The organism is Amycolatopsis deserti, from assembly GCF_014653945.1.
GTDB classification, from domain to species: domain Bacteria; phylum Actinomycetota; class Actinomycetes; order Mycobacteriales; family Pseudonocardiaceae; genus Amycolatopsis_E; species Amycolatopsis_E deserti.
This window is the reverse complement of the sequence record NZ_BNAU01000010.1, coordinates 25,145-43,075: the sequence shown is the minus strand read 5'-3', so window position 1 is coordinate 43,075 and position 17,931 is coordinate 25,145. Positions and strand designations below refer to the sequence as shown.

The 17,931-nt window shown below is 72.4% G+C and carries 19 protein-coding genes; 13 read left to right on the top strand and 6 right to left on the bottom strand.

Annotated elements, in window-relative coordinates; translation table 11 throughout:
- Positions 1-544 precede the first annotated feature (544 nt).
- On the bottom strand, positions 545-1,876 hold the full coding sequence (locus IE290_RS32585) for an MFS transporter (protein ID WP_191248582.1): 1,332 nt from the start codon (positions 1,874-1,876) through the stop codon (positions 545-547).
- A gap of 83 nt (positions 1,877-1,959) precedes the next feature.
- On the opposite strand from IE290_RS32585, the gene IE290_RS32580 reads away from it, so the two are divergent.
- Positions 1,960-2,475, top strand: coding sequence for a winged helix-turn-helix transcriptional regulator (locus IE290_RS32580; RefSeq protein ID WP_191248581.1), 516 nt, complete (start codon positions 1,960-1,962; stop codon positions 2,473-2,475).
- Positions 2,476-2,533: 58 nt separating this feature from the next.
- Positions 2,534-3,520, top strand: a complete 987-nt coding sequence (locus IE290_RS32575) for an NAD-dependent epimerase/dehydratase family protein (protein WP_191248580.1) — start codon at positions 2,534-2,536, stop codon at positions 3,518-3,520.
- Here the strand turns inward: IE290_RS32575 and IE290_RS32570 are convergent.
- Positions 3,506-4,678 (bottom strand): serine hydrolase domain-containing protein, encoded by a 1,173-nt coding sequence (locus tag IE290_RS32570; RefSeq protein ID WP_191248579.1) that lies wholly within the window; start codon positions 4,676-4,678, stop codon positions 3,506-3,508. The genes IE290_RS32575 and IE290_RS32570 overlap by 15 nt on opposite strands.
- Positions 4,679-4,901: 223 nt before the next feature.
- Positions 4,902-5,423 (bottom strand): peroxiredoxin-like family protein, encoded by a 522-nt coding sequence (locus IE290_RS32565; protein WP_191248578.1) that lies wholly within the window; start codon positions 5,421-5,423, stop codon positions 4,902-4,904.
- Between the two features lie 73 nt (positions 5,424-5,496).
- Here IE290_RS32565 and IE290_RS32560 point away from each other — a divergent pair, with 73 nt between their 5' ends.
- Positions 5,497-6,105: a TetR/AcrR family transcriptional regulator gene (locus IE290_RS32560; protein WP_191248577.1), complete on the top strand. Its 609-nt coding sequence runs from the start codon at positions 5,497-5,499 to the stop codon at positions 6,103-6,105.
- Here the strand turns inward: IE290_RS32560 and IE290_RS32555 are convergent.
- A complete protein-coding gene (locus IE290_RS32555) occupies positions 6,102-6,542 on the bottom strand; it encodes a PPOX class F420-dependent oxidoreductase (RefSeq protein WP_191248576.1) in 441 nt (146 codons plus the stop codon). The two genes, IE290_RS32560 and IE290_RS32555, sit on opposite strands and share 4 nt — an antisense overlap.
- Positions 6,543-6,834: 292 nt before the next feature.
- Here IE290_RS32555 and IE290_RS32550 point away from each other — a divergent pair, with 292 nt between their 5' ends.
- From IE290_RS32550 to IE290_RS32530, 5 genes are read left to right on the top strand one after another with little or no spacing between them, the layout of a single operon-like run.
- Complete coding sequence (locus tag IE290_RS32550; RefSeq protein ID WP_191248575.1) at positions 6,835-7,149, top strand: ArsR/SmtB family transcription factor; 315 nt, start codon at positions 6,835-6,837, stop codon at positions 7,147-7,149.
- Positions 7,146-8,093, top strand: a complete 948-nt coding sequence (locus IE290_RS32545; RefSeq protein WP_191248574.1) for an SRPBCC family protein — start codon at positions 7,146-7,148, stop codon at positions 8,091-8,093. Before IE290_RS32550 ends, IE290_RS32545 begins: the two co-directional genes overlap by 4 nt.
- Before the next feature lie 48 nt (positions 8,094-8,141).
- Positions 8,142-9,134 carry a hypothetical protein gene (locus IE290_RS32540; protein WP_191248573.1) on the top strand — a complete coding sequence of 331 codons (993 nt, stop codon included), beginning with the start codon at positions 8,142-8,144 and terminating at the stop codon, positions 9,132-9,134.
- A gap of 47 nt (positions 9,135-9,181) precedes the next feature.
- Positions 9,182-10,822, top strand: coding sequence for an acyl-CoA carboxylase subunit beta (locus tag IE290_RS32535; protein ID WP_191248572.1), 1,641 nt, complete (start codon positions 9,182-9,184; stop codon positions 10,820-10,822).
- A gap of 9 nt (positions 10,823-10,831) precedes the next feature.
- Positions 10,832-11,074 carry an acyl-CoA carboxylase epsilon subunit gene (locus tag IE290_RS32530; protein WP_191248571.1) on the top strand — a complete coding sequence of 81 codons (243 nt, stop codon included), beginning with the start codon at positions 10,832-10,834 and terminating at the stop codon, positions 11,072-11,074.
- A gap of 34 nt (positions 11,075-11,108) precedes the next feature.
- On the opposite strand, the gene IE290_RS32525 is transcribed toward IE290_RS32530, so the two are convergent.
- A complete protein-coding gene (locus tag IE290_RS32525; protein ID WP_229874851.1) occupies positions 11,109-12,359 on the bottom strand; it encodes an MFS transporter in 1,251 nt (416 codons plus the stop codon).
- Positions 12,360-12,418: 59 nt separating this feature from the next.
- Between IE290_RS32525 and IE290_RS32520 the strand changes: the two genes are divergently transcribed.
- The 5 genes from IE290_RS32520 (at position 12,419) to IE290_RS32500 (ending at position 17,257) form a co-directional block, all read left to right on the top strand.
- Positions 12,419-13,066, top strand: a complete 648-nt coding sequence (locus IE290_RS32520; RefSeq protein ID WP_191248570.1) for a GntR family transcriptional regulator — start codon at positions 12,419-12,421, stop codon at positions 13,064-13,066.
- A 96-nt stretch (positions 13,067-13,162) separates the two neighbouring features.
- Positions 13,163-13,771 carry a PadR family transcriptional regulator gene (locus IE290_RS32515; protein ID WP_191248751.1) on the top strand — a complete coding sequence of 203 codons (609 nt, stop codon included), beginning with the start codon at positions 13,163-13,165 and terminating at the stop codon, positions 13,769-13,771.
- Entirely contained in the window at positions 13,755-15,194 is a 1,440-nt protein-coding gene (locus IE290_RS32510) for a DHA2 family efflux MFS transporter permease subunit (RefSeq protein WP_191248569.1), read from the top strand. Before IE290_RS32515 ends, IE290_RS32510 begins: the two co-directional genes overlap by 17 nt.
- A 16-nt stretch (positions 15,195-15,210) precedes the next feature.
- Positions 15,211-15,837: a Maf family protein gene (locus IE290_RS32505; RefSeq protein WP_191248568.1), complete on the top strand. Its 627-nt coding sequence runs from the start codon at positions 15,211-15,213 to the stop codon at positions 15,835-15,837.
- A 100-nt stretch (positions 15,838-15,937) separates the two neighbouring features.
- On the top strand, positions 15,938-17,257 hold the full coding sequence (locus tag IE290_RS32500) for a dicarboxylate/amino acid:cation symporter (RefSeq protein WP_191248567.1): 1,320 nt from the start codon (positions 15,938-15,940) through the stop codon (positions 17,255-17,257).
- Here the strand turns inward: IE290_RS32500 and IE290_RS32495 are convergent.
- Positions 17,254-17,910, bottom strand: coding sequence for a hypothetical protein (locus IE290_RS32495; RefSeq protein ID WP_229874850.1), 657 nt, complete (start codon positions 17,908-17,910; stop codon positions 17,254-17,256). The two genes, IE290_RS32500 and IE290_RS32495, sit on opposite strands and share 4 nt — an antisense overlap.
- Positions 17,911-17,931 lie beyond the last annotated feature (21 nt).

The following is a 17,931-nucleotide window of genomic DNA, read 5'->3' as shown; positions in this document are numbered from 1 at the left end:
GCCCCGCGGGAAGGCTGCCCCAGGGCAACCGGGGCACCGGCGGAGTAGCCGGGCGAGATACCTGCCGCACTACGAAGTGGGCCTGCCGCCGGACCCCGCGGCCTGGCTGCCCCCCACGGCAACCAGGCCACCGGCGGAGCAGCCGGCCGAGACACCTGCCCGCACCACGACGAGAGCCCGCCGGTGAACCCCGCCGCCCGGTTGCCCGCAGGGCAACCAGGCCACCGGCGGAGTGGCCAGCCGAGATCGCCGACCGAACCACGTCGTGGGCCGACCGAACCACGACGAGGGCCCGCCGGCGGACCCCGCGGCCAGGTTGCCTCCACGGCAACCAGGGCACCGGCGGAGTAGCCGGCCGAGACACCTGCCCGCCCCACGACGAAAGCCCACCGACGAACCCCGCCGCCCGGTTGCCCCACGGCAACCGGGCCACCGGCGGAGCAGCCAGCCGAGCTGGCCGACCGCACCCCGACAAGAGCCCGCCGGCGGACGCCGCGCGCCGGTTGCCCCCAGGGGCCCAACCAGCCGCGGCGGCCGGCGGCGCCTACGAACCCACCGGCGCCGGCGTCCGTTCCCGGCTCATCGCCGTCATCAGGGCTCCCAGCAGGGCCAGCGTGCCGGTGATCGCCGCGGTGTAGTTCACTCCGGCGGGTCCCGGCGCGGCCGCCAGCACCACCGCCACCAGCGCGATCCCCAGCGCGGACCCGACATACCGGGCGGTGTTGTTCGCCCCGGTTCCCATCGCGGCCCGGTCGGCCGGCACGGTGCGCACCGACAGCCCCGCCAGTGCCGCGTTGCACAACCCCGTCCCGACGCCCGCGATCGCCAGGCCGGGCGCGAAATGCCACCACGACGACTGCGCGCTCAGCCCGAGCGTGGCCAGCTCCCCGGCCGCGCACAGCCCGAGTCCCAGCGCCGCCTGGCGACGGTCGCCCAGCCACGGGGTCACCCGCCGCGCCTGGGCCGCCACCAGGAACGACACCCCGGACCAGATCGACACCACCGCGGCCGCGGCCAGCGGGGTCAGGCCGAGCAACCGGTGCAGCAGTCCGGGCAGGTACGTCATGAACGACACCACCGCGATCCCGCTGGTCAACGCCCCCGCCGTCGCCGCGCGGAAGGCCGGTGCGCGCAACAGCCGCAGGTCGATCATCGGTTCGGCGGCCCGCAACTCGACCACGACGAACGCGGCCAGCAGGGCCACCGCCGGCGCCGCCCAGGCCAGCACGGCCACTCCCCACCCCGTGCGCGCCTCGGTCAGCGCGGCGACCAGCAACGCGATCCCCGGCCCCAGCGTCACCAACCCGGCGAAGTCCGTCGGCCGCGGGATCCCCCGGGACTCGGCCAGGCGCGCACCTCCGGCCGCCACCGCCACGCCGAGCGCCGCGATCAGCCAGTAGACGGACCGCCAGCCCGCCGGGGCGGTCAGCAGCGCGGCCAGCACCGGCCCGACCGCGATCCCGCCGCCGAGCATCGCGCCCCACAACCCGGTCGCCCGCACCCGCTCCGCCCCGGCCGGGTAGGCGTGCGCGAGCAGTCCCAGGCTCGACACCAGCAGCGCCGCGCTCGCCACGCCCTGCACGATCCGCCCCAGCACGAACAGCCAGGTCGCCGGCGCCACCGCGCACAGCACGCTGCCCACCGCGAGCCCCGATCCGCCCAGCACGAACACGCGCCTGCGGCCGAACGTGTCGGCGAACCCACCCGCGATCAGCAGCGCCGCGGCCAGGCCGAGGCTGATGCTGCCGAGCATCCACGTCTGCCCGGCGGGCCCGGCGCCCAGCGCGCCCGCGATCTCGCCGAGCGTGGCCAGCGGCGCGGTGAAGTTCACCAAGACCAGGAACGCCGCGGCGCTCGCGATCACCAGTGTTGCCATTGCCCCTCCGGTTCAGTGATTGAACTGCAGCTGACCCTAGCAGGAGTAGTTCAATAACTGAACCAGGCGGTAAGCTGGCGGTCGTGGCACTCGGCAAGGACTACGCGACCCAGGACTGCTCGCTGGCCAGGGCGCTCGAGGTCGTCGGCGAGCGGTGGACGCTGCTCGTCCTGCGGGATTTCTTCTACGGGGTCCGGCGGTTCGGCGACCTGTGCGCGCACCTCGACATCCCGCGCGCCGTCCTCACCGACCGGCTGAAATCCCTGGTCGCCGCGGGCCTGCTGGAGCGGCGGCCGCGCCCGTCCGGCCACGACTACGTCCTCACCGCGCGCGGCATCGCCCTGTGGCCCGCGGTGTTCGCCCTGGCGCAGTGGGGCGAGCACGAGTTCGGGCCACCGGCCGGGCCCCGGCGCGTGTTCAGCCACGCCGACTGCGGCACCCCGGTGACGCCGGCCGGGCTGTGCCCGCGCTGCCAGTCGGTACCGGCACCGGCCGACCTGGTGGTGAGCCTCGGCCCGGGCGCCAAACCGGACTACCGGGACGATCCGGTGAGCGTCGCCCTGCGCGAGCCGCACCGGTTGCTGACCCCGCTGGGCTGATCTCGCTCTGCGCGAAATTCCTGGCCCCCGGCGGCCGGTCTCGGGCAAAGTCGATCACATGCGGGTTCTCGTTCTGGGTGGCACGTCGTTCCTGTCGAAAACCGTTGCGGGGGAAGCGGTCCGGCGCGGGCACGACGTCGTGTGCGCGGCTCGCGGGGTGTCCGGCAGCGTGCCGGAGGGCGCGCGGCACGTGCGCGTCGACCGCGACGAGCCGGGCTCCATCGACGTCCTGGCCGGCGAGCAATTCGACGCGGTGGTCGACATCGCTTACACCGGGCTGCGCTGGGTCCGGGACGCGCTGCGCACCATCACCACGCGGCACTGGACGTACGTCTCCACGATCAACACCTACGCCGACACCGCCACGCTCGGCCAGACCGCGGATTCCCCGCAGCACCAGCCGATCGAACGCGACCGGATCGACCTGGCCGAGATGACGCCCGAGGTCTACGGCGGGGTCCAGGTCGCCTGCGAGCACGCGGCCCGCGACGCGCTCGGTGACCGGCTGTTCATCGTGCGGCCGGGACAGATCACCGGCCCGGGTGACTACATGGACCGCTTCGGCTACTGGCCGGCCCGCTTCAGCCGCGGCGGCCGCGTCGTGGTGCCGGACACCCCGAAGCAGCCGTTCCAGCACGTCGACGTGCGCGATCTCGCCGCGTGGATCGTGACGGCCGCCGAGCAACGCCTCACCGGCGCCTTCGACGCGGTCAGCCCGGTCACGCCGCTCGGCCCCGTCCTGGAGGAGATCGCCGACCTCGTCGCCCCGCCCGGCACCGAAACGGTCCCGGTCGCCGAGGAAGCCCTGCTCGCCGCTGGTGTGCAGCCGTGGTTCGGGCCGAAATCGCTGCCGCTGTGGCTGCCGGAGAGCCACCACGGTCTCGCCGCGCACGACGCCGCGCCGGCCCGCGCGGCCGGGCTCGAGATCCGCCCGCTCGCCGACACCGTGCGCGCGGCCCTGGACGAGGAACGCGCCCGCGGCCTGGACCGCCCGCGCAAGGCCGGGCTCACCCCCGAGGAGGAGGCAGCGCTAATCGGCGATTGACTGGTAGACCGAGGTCCAGAAGTCCAGGTACAGGTTGTTGTACTGCGGGAACCCGGCCTTCTGCGTCAGCAGGATCCCGACCAGGTCCTCCTTCGGGTCGGAGAACCACGACGTGCCGAGCCCGCCGTCCCAGCCGAAGCGGCCGGGCACCGACGCGATGTCGTCGCGCGCGGTCGTCATGGACAGGCCGAAACCCCAGCCGCGCGTGTCGAAGTAGCCGGGGTAGAAGCCGGACACCGCCTTCTCCCCCGGCGCCAGCTGGTCGGTCACCATCACCTCCACCGTGGGCCGCGCGAGCACGCGCTCGCTGCCGAACCGTCCGAAGTGGAGCATCATCCGGCCGAAGCGCAGCAGGTCGTCCACCGTGGACACCAGCCCGCCCGCGGCGGACGGGAACCGGGGCGGTCGGGACCACTCGCCGTCCGGCGGATCGTAGACCGTCAGATCGCCGCCGTACGCGGTGACCAGCCGCTCGGGGTCGGCGGTGAACCGGGTGTCGTCCATCCCCAGCGGATCGAGAACGGTCTCGCGCAGCACCTCCTCCAGCGAACCGCCCGCCCGTGCGAGCAGCACGCCCAGCACGTCCGAGCCGGTGTTGTAGAGCCAGCGTCCGCCGGGCGGGCACATCAGCGGCAGCGAGCCCAGCCGGCGCATCCACTCGTCCGGCTCCGGCATCTCCGATGGTTTCGGCGGCCCCATCCCGATGCCCGCCTCGCCGGCCGCCCGCACGATCGGCGGCTCCTCCGGCAGGTACAGCTGGCCGAACCCCATCCGGAACGTCAGCAGGTCGCGCAGCGTGATGGCCCGCTCGGCGGGCACGGTCTCCTCCAGCGGGCCGTCGATCCGGGCCAGCACCCGCCGGTCGGCCAGCTCGGGCAGCAGCTCGTCGAGGGGCTCGTCGAGCCGGAGCCGGCACCGCTCGACGAACGCCATGGCGGCGGCCGCTGCGATCGGTTTGGTCATCGAGCTGATGCGGAAGAGGCTGTCCCGGCTCAGCGGCGGCCCGCCGAACGCGACCGAGCCGAGCACGTCGACGTGCACCTCACCGTGGCGTTCGACGAGCGTGATCACCCCAGGGACCTCGCCGCGCTCCACGTAACCGGCCATCACGTCGTGGAGCCGGCCCAGCCGCGCCTTGGACAAACCGCCTGTGTTCATCATCCGATTCAAGCGGGGCGACGCGCCCCTGGGAAGACCTCTGCACCGGCCCGCCGCACCGTGCAGCAACTTCGCCCGCAGCCCGTCGACCAGCAGCTCGCGCGCCGCGTTTGCGCGCCCGCGGCGCCGAGTCCAGGAGCGCGAACTTGCCCGAGATGTCGCCGCGCGGCTGCCCGCGTCCGACACCGCCCGAAGGAGTTCGGTGGACAGCGTCAGCCGTGGTTCACCGGACCACCTCTGTGCGCGCGAGGGCCAGCAGCTCGTCGACCGACCACTGGTCGTAGGCGTGCTCGCCGCGTTTCTGCGCGATCACCCGGCCGGTGGGGTCGATCAGGAAGTCCGCGGGCAGCCCGAGCCGTCCGCCCTCCTGCCGGGTCGCCGGCGGGCGGAACTTCCCCCGCAGCGTCAGCGCCGAGCCGCGCAGGATCGCACCCCACGTGCGCGGGTGCAGCAGCGCGCGAGGGCTCGATTCGACGCCGAACTCGCGGTAGTACCGCTTCTCCGGATCGGCGATGACGGCGAACGGCAGGTCGTAGTCGCGCAGTTCGTCGGCGGGCGAGTGGAAGAACACGACCTCGCGGATGCCGGCCGCGGTGATCTCGTCGTGCCGCTGCACGACCGAGCGCAGGTGGAGGTTGCAGATCGGGCAGCCGGCGAATCTCCGGAACTGCAGGTGGACCAGGCGTTCCGGGTCGGGCACGCGGATCCGCTCACCGCTGACCGCGACCAGCTCGAACTCACGCATCGGGCATTCCCCTCGTAGGCGTGCGGTGTACGCCTACGAACGTATGCGCGTATGCTGTACGCTGTCAAACGCCATGCCACGACCCCGTTCCCTGACCACCGAGCAGATCGCCTCCGCCGCACTGGCCGTGCTCGATCGCGAGGGGCTGGGCGCGCTGTCGATGCGCACGGTCGCCGGCGAACTCGGCATGGGCACGATGTCGCTCTACCGGTACGTCTCCGACCGGGACCAGCTCGAAGGACTGGTCGTCGACCTGGTGCTGCAGGCGATCGACCTGACGGTGCCGCGCGGCTCGGCGGGCAGGCGGCTGAGCGTGCTGGCCGACCGGGTCCGGGCCGCGGTGTCACGGCATCCGGCGGTCGTGCCGTTGCTGCTGATCCACCGCCACCGCGCGCCCAGCTCGACGCGATGGGGCGAAACGATGCTGAGCGTCCTGACCGATACCGGGATCACCGGCAAGCGGCGGGCGATCGCGTTCCGGGCGATCATGGGGTACGTGTTCGGTGCGCTGCAGGTCGAGCACTTCGGGGCGCTGTCCGGGGCGGGCACGGCCGCACTGGCCGCACTGCCGCCCGAGGAGTTCCCGATCCTGTCCGAGACGGCCGCGCAGGCGAGGTCGATCCCGCCGGAGGAGGAATTCCGGCAGGGGTTCGACATCCTGCTGCGCGGCCTCGGCCTCTAGTCGAGTGCGGGCAGCACGCCCGGCGGCAGCCCGTACACGCGCGACACCGGGATCCGGATGATCACGCGCTGCTCGTCGACCATCCGCTGGTAGAAGCCATCGAGGTCGGCGTACGGGTCCTCGAACCGGGTGGCGAACTCGGCCGTCTCCCGCCCGGTCGCGTCACCGGGTTCGGTGCTGACCGGGGACAGGTCCACGTCACCTTCGACGACCGCGTACGCCATGCCGTTCGAAGCCGCCACGTGCAGCACCGCACGCGGATCGCGGCGCAGGTTCCGCACCTTCGCGCGGTCCGCCGTCGCGCTGATGCGGATGAGCTTCTCCTCCGGATACCACGCGTAGATCACTGTGGACAGTTGCGGCCTGCCGTCGCGGCGGACCGTGGCCAGGGTGCCGAACCGCTGGTTCGCCACGAGGTCGAGGAGTTCTTCGCTCATGAGCCGATCTTGTCGGAGCCGGCGGGGGCGCGGAAGAAGGCACTTCCGCGTTCCTGGGGAACACCGATGTCACGGGCGCAGCGCGAGTCCCTTCAGCGCTGTGTCGACCGCTGGTCTACACCGCCAGCGGTGGCCGGCTGCAGCCGGTTCGCCCTGCACCGCGGGTTCCTCAAGGCCTACGGCTTCGCGCCGAGCGACTGCCGACGCCAGCTCCGGCTCCGAGCCACTACGACGTCACGCCGGGCGCTTCCGATCCGCTTGACTTATATTCCCCAGCGGTTATATTCCTGGTATGGCATCAACGTTCGAGGTGCTCGCCGAGCCGCGGCGGCGCGAGATCCTCGACCTGCTCCGCACCGCCGAGCGGCCGGTCGGGGACCTGGTCGAGCGCCTGCGCCTCACCCAGCCCGCCGTGTCCAAGCACCTCAAGGTGCTCCGCGAGGCCGGGCTGGTCGAGGTCCGGCAGGACGCGCAACGCCGCTGGTACCGGCTGCGCCCGGAACCGCTCGCCGAAATCGACGCCTGGCTGGCCCCCTACCGGCGCATGTGGCACGCCAGCCTGGACGCCCTCGAACGCCACCTGGACTCGATGGAGGACCCGCGGTGACCGAATTCCGCACGATCGCAGGCAAACCCGTGCTGCGCTTCGAACGGCAGCTGCGGCACCGGCCCGAGAAGGTCTGGCGGGCCATCACCGACCCGGCCGAGCTGGCGCACTGGTTCCCGGCGCGCGTCGAGACCGAGGCGCGGATCGGCGCGCCGATCCGGTTCGTCTTCCCCGACGAGGCTCCGGTCGACGACGGCGGCACCGGCGAGGTCCTCGAGTTCGACCCGCCGAAGGTGTTCGCCTTCAGCTGGAACCTCGACGTCCTGCGGTTCGAGCTGCTGCCCGACGGTGACGGTTGCCTGCTGGTGTTCACCCAGACGATCGGCGGCGGCGACATCGGGCGGCTCTCCGGCGGCCGCAACGCGATCGGCTGGAACGCCTGCCTCAACGGGCTGACCGCCCGGCTGGACGGCGCCGACGCCCCGCCGCAGCCGGACTGGCTCGCGGAGATGGAGCGCTACATCGAGGAGTTCCGCCTCGGCGAGGGCTCGGTCCACGACACCGCCGACGGCTACCGGCTGCGGTTCGCACGCGACCTGGTCTGGAAGCCGGCCGGGGAGATCTGGCGGCTGCTGGCCGAGGACGCGACCGTCGAACCCGGCGGCCCACCGCCGCTGCGCGCGACGAACGGCTACGTCCCCGCGGGCCGGGTCGTCACCGCCTCCGCCCCGCACGTCCTGGAGTACGAGTGGCTGCACGACGGCTCCCCCGCCGGGCGGGTCCGCTTCGAGGTCGTGGCGGACCCCCAGCTGGGCACGCGCATCGAGCTGACGCAGACGATCCCGCTCCCGCTCGCGCACCTGCGCGCCGAGGCACTGGCCGCCTGGCACACGCACCTGGAGCTGTTCTTCGCCGCCACCTTCGGCGACATCCGCTGCCCGTGGCCGGAAGACCGCACGGCGGAGCTGACGAAGAAGTACACCGAACAGCTGGCGCGGGGCTGACACCCGGAGTTCACCTGCCCGCCGCCCGGGCCCCCTAGCTTGTCGATCATGACGAACCCGGTGTCCCGGCGCGCGGTCCTCGGCGGCGCCCTCGCGCTCGCCGCCCTCGGTGGCGGAACCGCCAGCGCCTCCGGAGCCCCGCGCGTGCTGATCGCGACGAACGAACCGTGGGGCACCTACCACGTCAAACCGCTGCTCGCGGAGGCCGCGCGGCGCGGCTGGCGGCTCACCCAGCTGGTGCCCGACCTGACCGGCATCACCCCCGGCGACCCGGTGCCCGTCGCGACCCCGGACACCGCCCCGCGCGCGGACCTGCTCGTCGTCACCGGCGCCGGGGACTGGCCCGCCGACTGCGCGGCCCGGTTCCGGCACCTGCCGCTCGTCGCCAGCTCGCTCGCCTACCAGCAACCTGTCGAAGCCCCGCGCGCGAAGCAACTGCACCCGCGGCTGATCACGTCGTCCTCCACCGCCGAGGCACGGGCGTTCGGCGCCTACCTCGGCACGCGGCGGCGGATCAGGATCGTCGGCTCGCCGCAGACCGACAACCTGCCCGTGCGCGCGCCGGAACCGGGCCTGGTCCTGGTGCTCACCAGCGTCACCCACCCGGACGGCACCGGCGCCGCGGCACCGGGCACCGAACTGCTGCTCGCCTCCGCGGAGAAGCTCGCGGCCGCCGGGAAGCGGATCCTCGTCGGCCTGCACCCGCGTGAGGACCGCTCGCTGTGGGACCGGTACGAGATCAGCACCGTGCCCTCGGTGCAGGCCTCGGCCCGCGCGGAAGCCGCGATCGGCATTCCGGGCACGGTGTTCCCGCTGGTCACCGCTGTCGGCACACCGGTGGTGGGCTGCACCGACCCGGCGCTGAACGTCCCGGACTACCTGCTCTCGGTCTGCTCGTCGACCATCACCGACGCCGGACAGGCCGTCGACGCGATCAACGGCGCCCACCTGCCGGACGCGAACACGCTGGCCGACGCGGTCGGACCGGTCGGCGGATCGGCCCGGCGGCTGCTGCAGGAGTGGTCGCGGTTCGCCAGGTGAGGTTCACGCCACACACGCGCCCCTTGCGCAGTAGATAGGCTCCCGTCATGAGCAGCGCGACGGAGCCGATCGGGACGCCTCCGGCGGAGGAGCCGGACATCCACACCACGGCCGGGAAGCTGGCCGACCTGTACCGCCGGAACGACGAGGCGGTGCACGCCGGGTCCGCCCGGGCCGTGGAGCGTCAGCACGCGAAGGGCAAGAAGACCGCCCGCGAGCGGATCGACCTGCTGCTCGACCCCGGGTCGTTCGTCGAGCTGGACGAGCTGGCGCGGCACCGGTCGACCAACTTCGGGCAGGAGCGCAACCGCCCGTACGGCGACGGCGTGGTGACCGGGTACGGCACCATCGACGGCCGCCCGGTGTGCGTGTTCAGCCAGGACGTGACCGTGTTCGGCGGCTCGCTCGGCGAGGTGTACGGCGAGAAGATCGTCAAGGTCATGGACCTGGCGATAAAGACCGGCCGCCCGATCATCGGCATCAACGAGGGCGGCGGCGCGCGCATCCAGGAGGGCGTGGTCTCGCTCGGCCTCTACGGCGAGATCTTCACCCGCAACGTGAAGGCTTCCGGTGTCGTCCCGCAGATCTCGCTGATCATGGGCGCCAACGCGGGCGGGCACGTCTACTCCCCCGCGCTCACCGACTTCATCGTGATGGTCGACCAGACCTCGCACATGTTCATCACCGGCCCGGACGTGGTGAAGACCGTGACCGGCGAGGAGGTCACGTTCGAGGAGCTGGGCGGCGCGCGGACGCACAACACCAAGTCGGGCAACGCGCACTACCTCGGCACCGACGAGGAGGACGCGATCGCCTACGTCAAGGAGCTGCTGTCCTTCCTGCCGTCGAACAACCTGTCCGAGCCGCCGGTGTTCGACTCGCCGGAGCCGGTGGACGGGTCGATCGCCGACGGCGTCACCGAGTCCGACCTCGAGCTGGACACCCTGATCCCGGACTCGCCGAACCAGCCCTACGACATGCACGAGGTCATCACCCGCGTGCTCGACGACGGCGAGTTCCTGGAGGTGCAGGAGCTGTTCGCGCCGAACGTGATCGTCGGGTTCGGCCGGGTGGACGGGCACGCGGTCGGCGTGGTCGCCAACCAGCCGACGCAGTTCGCCGGCTGCCTGGACATCGACGCCTCGGAGAAGGCGGCGCGGTTCGTGCGGACCTGCGACGCGTTCAACGTGCCGGTGCTGACGTTCGTCGACGTGCCGGGCTTCCTGCCGGGCACCGACCAGGAGTGGAACGGCATCATCCGCCGCGGCGCGAAGCTGATCTACGCCTACGCCGAGGCGACGGTCCCGCTGGTCACCGTCATCACGCGCAAGGCCTACGGCGGCGCGTACGACGTCATGGGCTCCAAGCACCTGGGCGCGGACATCAACCTGGCGTGGCCGACCGCGCAGGTCGCGGTGATGGGCGCCCAGGGCGCGGCGAACATCGTGCACCGCAAGACGCTCGCCAAGGCCGCCGAGGAGGGCAAGGACGTCGAGGCGCTGCGGGCCGAGCTGATCCAGGAGTACGAGGACACGCTGCTCAACCCGTACGAGGCCGCCGAGCGGGGCTACGTCGACTCGGTGATCGTGCCGTCGCACACGCGCGGCCACGTCGCCCGTGCGCTGTCCATGCTGCGGGACAAGCGCGAGACGCTGCCGCCCAAGAAGCACGGCAACATCCCGCTGTAAGGGGGACCGATGAGCGAGTCCGAAGAGACCCCGCCCGCCCGGCCGTTGCTGCGCATCGTGCGCGGCGACCCGAGCGAGACCGAACTGGCGGCGCTGACGGCCGTGGTGGCCGCGGCCGCGAGCGCCGGCGGCGGCGAGGAGCCGGAGAAGCCGGAGCGGACCTCGTTCTGGGCGGACCGCGCCGCCCTGGTCCGGCGCCCGTTGCCGCAGCCGGGCTCGGGAGCCTGGCGCGCTTCGGCCTGGCCACGCTGACCCGTCCCGGCCGCACTTCCCGTGCGGCCGGGCTTCAGGCGGGTTCGAGGGCGCGTTCCGGGTGCGGGCGCACCCCGGCGTGCCGGTGCAGCGTGACCAGCCGCACCGTGCCGGCCAGTCCCATCACCAGCGCGACCAGGAACGACAGCCGGTAGGCCAGCGGATCGGCCACTCCGTGCCGCCGCAGTTCGTCCAGCAGCAGGCCGGCCCCCAGCTCGGCGACCACCGCGAAGGTGAACCCGCCCATGTTCGCCGCCCCGCTGGCGACCCCGGCCTGGTGACCGTGGTTGGCCGAGCGCGCCAGGTCGAACGCCAGCATGCTCACCGCGCCCGCGGCGCCGATCACGAACAGCACCGGCCCCAGCACGGCCACCGGCAGCGGACCGGGCACCACGACCAGCACCGCCCAGCACGCCACGCTCACCACCGCGGCCGAGGCGACCATCGGCCCGCGCAGGCCCGGCCGGCGGGAAGCCAGCTGCCCGGCGATCGTCCCGGCCAGCACGAACCCGGCCACCACCACGGTGAGCAGCGCGCTCGCCGTCGCCGGGGTGCGGCCCTGCGCGTGCACCAGGTACGGCTGCCCGAGCACCGCGGTGAACGTGACGAACGCGCCCATCAGCGTGAAGTGCGTCCACATCGCGTGCCGGGTCCCGCGGTTGCGCCACGCGTGCCGCAGGCTCACCCGCAACGGCTCCCGCGGCTCCTCGCGCGCCACCACCGACGGCCCGTCCCGCAGCGCGATCGCCGCCGCGACCAGCAGGACCGCGGTGACCACGCCGGCGACCAGGAACGCGGGCGTCCACCCGAACCCGGTGAGCAGGGCGGCCAGCGGCGCGGTCGCGATCAGCTGACCCAGCCCGCCGATCATCCCGGTCAGCGCCGCGACCAGCGCGTACCGGCGGCCGGGGAACCAGTTGTGCGCGAGCCGCAGCACGTTGACGAACAGGAACGCGTCACCGGCGCCGATCAGCGCCCGCCCGGCCATCGCCGCCGGATAGGCCGTGGCCAGCGCGAACACGATCGACCCGGCGGCCATCAGCGCCATCCCGAGCGACAGCAGCCGCCGCGGTCCGAACCGGTCGGCGGCCGCCCCGACGGGCACCTGCAGCACCGCGTAGAGCACGAGCTGCACCACGGAGAACGCGGCCAGCCCGGTCGCGTCGATGGAGAACCGCTCCTGCGCGGTGAGCCCGGCGACCGAGAGGCTCATCCGGTGGAACAACGCGGTGAGGTAGCACAGCGCCCCCAGCCCCCACATCAGCCAAGCCCGGCCCGCGGCCACCGGATCACCTCCTGTTGCATCTATCTTGTATCTATCAGCGTCGTGGCTACGATGCGGCCATGTCAACGAGGGACCGCTCACAGGCGGCCGGGGACCGGGCCTACCAGTGGACCAAGGACCGCATCCTGGACGGCCGCCTCGAGGGCGGGCGGCTGATCAGCGAGGGCGAGGTCGCCGAGGCGCTGGAGCTGTCCCGCACCCCGGTCCGCGAGGCGTTCCTCCGCCTGTCCGCCGAGGGCTTGCTCCGCCTCTACCCGAAACGCGGCGCGCTGGTCGTCCCGGTGTCGCCGAACGAGGTGCACGACATCGCCGAGGCGCGGATCTTCCTGGAGCGGCACGCGGCCGCGAAGATCATCGCCGCGGGCACGCACCCCGAGGTCGCCGCCAAGATGCGCGCGGTCCTCGACGAGCAGCGCGCGGTGTCCATGCCCGAGCACACCGCCCGGTTCACCCAGCTCGACCGGGAGTTCCACGCCACTCTCGTGGAGGCCGCGGGCAACGCCCTGCTGGCCGAGTTCTACTCCGGCCTGCGCGACCGCCAGCTGCGGATGGTCAACACCGCACTGCGCGACAACACAGTCCGCCCGCCGATCATCCTCACCGAGCACGAGCGCATCTGCGACCTGCTCGAAGCCGGTGACACCGACGCCCTGCACACCCTGATCGGCAACCACATCGCCGCTGTCCGGGACGAAGCCGCCCTCTGATCCCGGTTGCCACGCGCTTGGTCCGCGCCGTATAGTCCATGTGGAATAAACGGACTGGAGTGAAGATTGCCCGCCGCCAAGCTCACCCCGCTGGCCATGGCCGTCCTGGAACTGCTGCACGAACGGCCGATGCACCCCTACGAGATGACCCAGCTCATGCGGGACCGGCACCTGGACCACCGCGTCCCGGTCAAGCCCGGATCGCTCTACCACACGGTCGACCGCCTGCTGGCCGCCGGACACATCCAGATCGTCGAGACCCAGCGCGAGGGCCGCCGCCCGGAACGCACGGTCTACGCGCTGACCGAGCAGGGCCGGGACGCGTTCGTCGACCGCGCCAAGACGATGCTGGGCACGCTCGCCAACGAGCACCCCGAGTTCCTGAGCGGCCTCGGCGCGATGGACGACCTCGGCCGCGAGACCGCGCTGGAGCAGCTGCGGATGCGCCTGCTGCAACTCGAGGCCAAGGCCGCGTCGCAGGAGGTCATCACGCGCCGGCTGGCCGAGGAGTTGCCCGGGATCTACTGGGTCGACTGGCGCTACACCACCGCGCAGGTCCGCTTCGAGCTGGAGTGGACCCGGCAGCTGGTCGACGACATCACCAGCGGCCGCCTCGACTGGACGGCCCGCGACTGCCGCCCGGAGCGGCTCTCCCCCGTCCCCACCGGATCCACTGAGGACAGACCTGATGACCGAGCGAGCTAACCCGTGGGCAGCGCTGGTCGCGCTGTGCATCGGGTTCTTCATGATCCTGCTGGACACCACGATCGTGTCCATCGCGATCCCGTCGATGGTGCGGGGGCTCGCGACCGACCTGAACGCCATCGTCTGGGTGATGAGCGTCTACCTGCTCACCTACGCGGTGCCGATGCTGTTCACCAGCAGGCTCGGTGACCGGTTCGGCCCGAAGCGCCTGTACCTCGCCGGGCTCGCGGTGTTCACGCTCGCGTCCCTGTGGTGCGGGCTGGCCGGCACCGCGGAGATGCTGATCGCCGCCCGCGCCGTGCAGGGTCTGGGCGCCGCGCTGATGACGCCGCAGACCCTGGCGTTCATCACGCACCTGTTCCCGCCCGCCAAGCGCGGCCCGGCGATGGGCCTGTGGGGCGGGGTCGCCGGGCTCGCCACGATCACCGGCCCGCTGCTCGGCGGGGTGCTGGTGGACCACCTGGGCTGGGAGTGGATCTTCTTCGTCAACGTGCCGGTCGGCGTGGTCGGCCTGATCCTGGCGGTGGTGCTGGTGCCGGACTGGCAGCCGCGGAACTCGCACTCGTTCGACATCCCGGGCATCCTGCTGTCCGTCGCCGGGATGGCGCTGCTGGTCTTCGGGCTGCAGAACGGGCAGCACTACCACTGGGGCACGGTCGCCGGGCCGGTCAACGTCGTCGAGGTGATCGGCGCCGGGGTGCTGCTGCTGGCCGGGTTCGTGGTGTGGCAGCGCCGCAACCGCCGCGAGCCGCTGCTGCCGCTGCGGGTGTTCGCCAACCGCAACTTCTCCGCGGGCACGCTGACGGCGGTCACCATCGGCTTCACGATGACCTCGATGTTCCTGCCGCTGGTGATCTACGTGCAGGACGTGCTGCTGCTCTCACCGACCGAGGCCGGGCTGGTCACCGCGCCGATGTCGTTGCTGTCCGGCGTGATCGCGCCGTTCATCGGCCGCCTGTCCGATCGGACCGACCCGAGGTACCTGGTGATCTTCGGGATCCTCGCGCTCGCCGCGGGGCTCGGGCTCATCGCGCTGATGGCGCGGGAGACGAGCACCTGGTGGGTCACCTTCCCCGGCCTGCTGCTGTGCGGGGTGGGCACCGGTTCGGTGTTCGCGCCGATGAGCAACGCGACGATGAGCTCGGTCGAGCCGCGGCTGGCGGGGACCGCGTCGGGCATCTTCAACACGGCCCGCCAGGTCGGCGGGGTGTTCGGCAGCGCGGCCACCGGGGTGCTGCTGCAGGCCCGGATCAGCGCGGGCATGGCGAGCAGCGGCGGGAACGCGCCGCGGGCCCTCACCGACGCCGCCCGCGAGACGATGCTGCTGCCGGTGGCGGTGCTGCTGCTCGGAATCATCGCGGCGGCCGCCATGCGCCGCCCGGCCCCACGCGAAACGCCCACCCCAGCCGCGACGCGCGCCTGACGGCTACTCTCCCGACGTGCGTTTTGTTCTGGCTTCCCAGTCCCCGGCGCGGCTCGCGGTGCTGCGGGCCGCCGGTATCGAGCCGAGTGTCGTGGTCTCCGGCGTCGACGAGGACGCCGTGGCCGCGGCCCTGACCGACCCGTCCCGCGAGGAGCTCGTCACCGCGCTCGCGCTCGCCAAGGCCGAAGCCGTGCTGGCGGAGGTCGCCCGCACGCACGCGGACGCGGTGGTCGTCGGTTGCGACTCGATGCTGTCGTTCAACGGCGAGATGCTCGGCAAGCCCGGCGACGCGGAGACCGCGCGCAAGCGGTGGGCGCAGATGGCCGGTGGCGCCGGCGACCTGCTGACCGGGCACGCGGTGCTGGTGGTCGAGGGCGGCGAGAAGGTCCGGCAGGCCGTCGGCACGCAGACCACCCGGGTGCGGTTCGCCACGCCGTCGCAGGCCGAGATCGACGCCTACGTCGCCACCGGCGAGCCGCTGGGGGTCGCCGGCGCGTTCACGCTCGACGGGCTGGGCGGCTGGTTCGTCGAGGGCATCGACGGCGACCCGTCGAGCGTGATCGGGATCAGCCTGCCGCTGACCCGGCGGCTGCTGGCGGAGGTCGGGGTCGGCGTGACCGACCTCTGGGCTCCCACATCCTGAGAAGTCGCCCACACGAACGGGTCATGGGGAAGAGTCCGGTGACGCCACGTGTTGACCACACGCGGCACAACCAGTGACTTTCACGCCCCGGAGCGAGCCCGTGTCCCTGTTACGGACCTACACCAAACCCAAGGTCTTCGGCCTCATCGTGGTCGTCGCCCTCGTCGTGGGCGCCCTGCTGGGCGTCCTCGCGAAGCAGACCGGCCAGGACTGGCTCGTCACGACCCTCGACACGATCGGGTCGATCTTCACGAACCTGCTGCAGGTCACCGTCCTGCCGCTGGTCTTCACCGCCATCGTGCTGGGCATCGTGAGCCTGCGCGGCCTCGGTGGCGCGCGCACCGCGGCCCGCCTCGGCGGCAAGACCGTGCTGTGGTTCGCCACGACCTCGCTGATCGCGGTGCTCATCGGCATCGCCATCGGCAAGATCGTGAACCCGGGCACCGGCGTCTCGCTGCAGCCGCAGCAGTCCACGGTGGAGAAGCTCGCCTCGCGCGACCAGGGCTCGTGGCTGGACCTGATCAACAACCTGGTGCCGAGCAACCTGTTCGAGGCCTTCGCCGACGGCGAGATCCTGCAGGTCGTGCTCGTGTCGCTGGCCGTCGGCCTGGCCGCGTACGCGCTGGGCGACCGCGCCGAGCCGTTCGTGAACTTCAACCGCGCGGTGTTCGACATCGTGCAGAAGGTGCTGGGCTGGATCATCCGGCTCGCGCCGCTGGGTGTGCTCGGCCTGATCGGCCACGCCTTCGCCACCTACGGCGACCAGTTCGTGCGGCCGCTGCTGTCGCTGATCGTCGCGGTCTACGCGGGCACGCTGCTGGTGCTGTTCGTGGTGTACCCGCTGCTGCTGCGGTTCGTCGGCAAGGTGAGCCCGGCGCTGTTCTTCCGCAAGGCGTGGACGGCGCTGCAGTTCGCGTTCGTGTCCCGTTCCTCCGGTGCCACGCTGCCGCTGAGCCGGCAGACCGCGGTGAACCTGGGCGTCGACCCCGGCTACGCGAGCTTCGCGGTGCCGCTCGGCACGACGACCAAGATGGACGGTTGCGCCGCGGTGTACCCCGCGGTGGCCACGATCTTCATCGCGAACCTGTTCGGCATCTCGCTGAGCTTCGCGGACTACGTGCTGATCGTCGTGGTCGCGGTGTTCGGCGCGATCGCCACCGCCGGGGTGACCGGCTGGTTCACCATGCTCACGCTGACGCTGAGCACGCTGAACCTGCCGCCCGAGGTGATCGCCACCGGCATCGCGGTGATCTACGGCATCGACCCGATCCTGGACATGATGCGCACCGCGACGAACGTGGCGGGCCAGATCGCGATCCCGACCTGGATCGCCCGCACGGAGGGCCTCCTGGACGACGAGGTCCTGCACTCGCCCACCACGGCGCCGCTGCTGGACGCCCCGCAGCCGGTTCGCGCCTAGGTACAAGCCCGGAGATCACTGGAGTTGAGCTGCACCTCGGGCCAGCCACGCAGTTGGCTGACCGAGGTGTAGCGCCGGGTGCAGCCCAGCGCGCTGCCGTCCAGGGCGAACACCCGCGCCAGCACCGGCGAGGTCTGCACGACCACCACCTCCGGCGCGGTGTCCCCGGTGACGTCGTCCAGCCGCACGACCCCGCCGCTGGAGTAGTAGGGCTTGTCGACCGAGCGCCAGGTGCCGGCGCGGTCGACGAGCAGCTGGGCGATCGCGGCGCCCTCCTGCCGCGCGTGCACCAGGCACGCCGACACCGCGCCGCCCACGCAGGACAGCGAGTTCGCATCGAGCCGTCCGCCCAGCGCGGTCACCGTCAGCTCGAGCACGTTGGCGCCGGCTTGGAACCGCCCGTTCCCGCCCTGGGCGTCGGCGAGCAGCTCGACCGGCTTGCCGTCCACGGTCGCCCGCGCCACCACCTGGCACGGCCCCTCACCGCAGTCCGCGCCGGCGGTCACCGCGCTGCTCCCGGCACCGCCGACCGGACCCTGCGCGCTCGTCCCGTCCTCGCGCAGCAACCGCACGGTCACCAGGGCGGACAACGCCACGACGGCGGCCACCACCGCGGTCGCGACCACCGACCGAGGCGCGCGTCCCCTGCCCACGTGCCCACCCCTTTCTCCTTC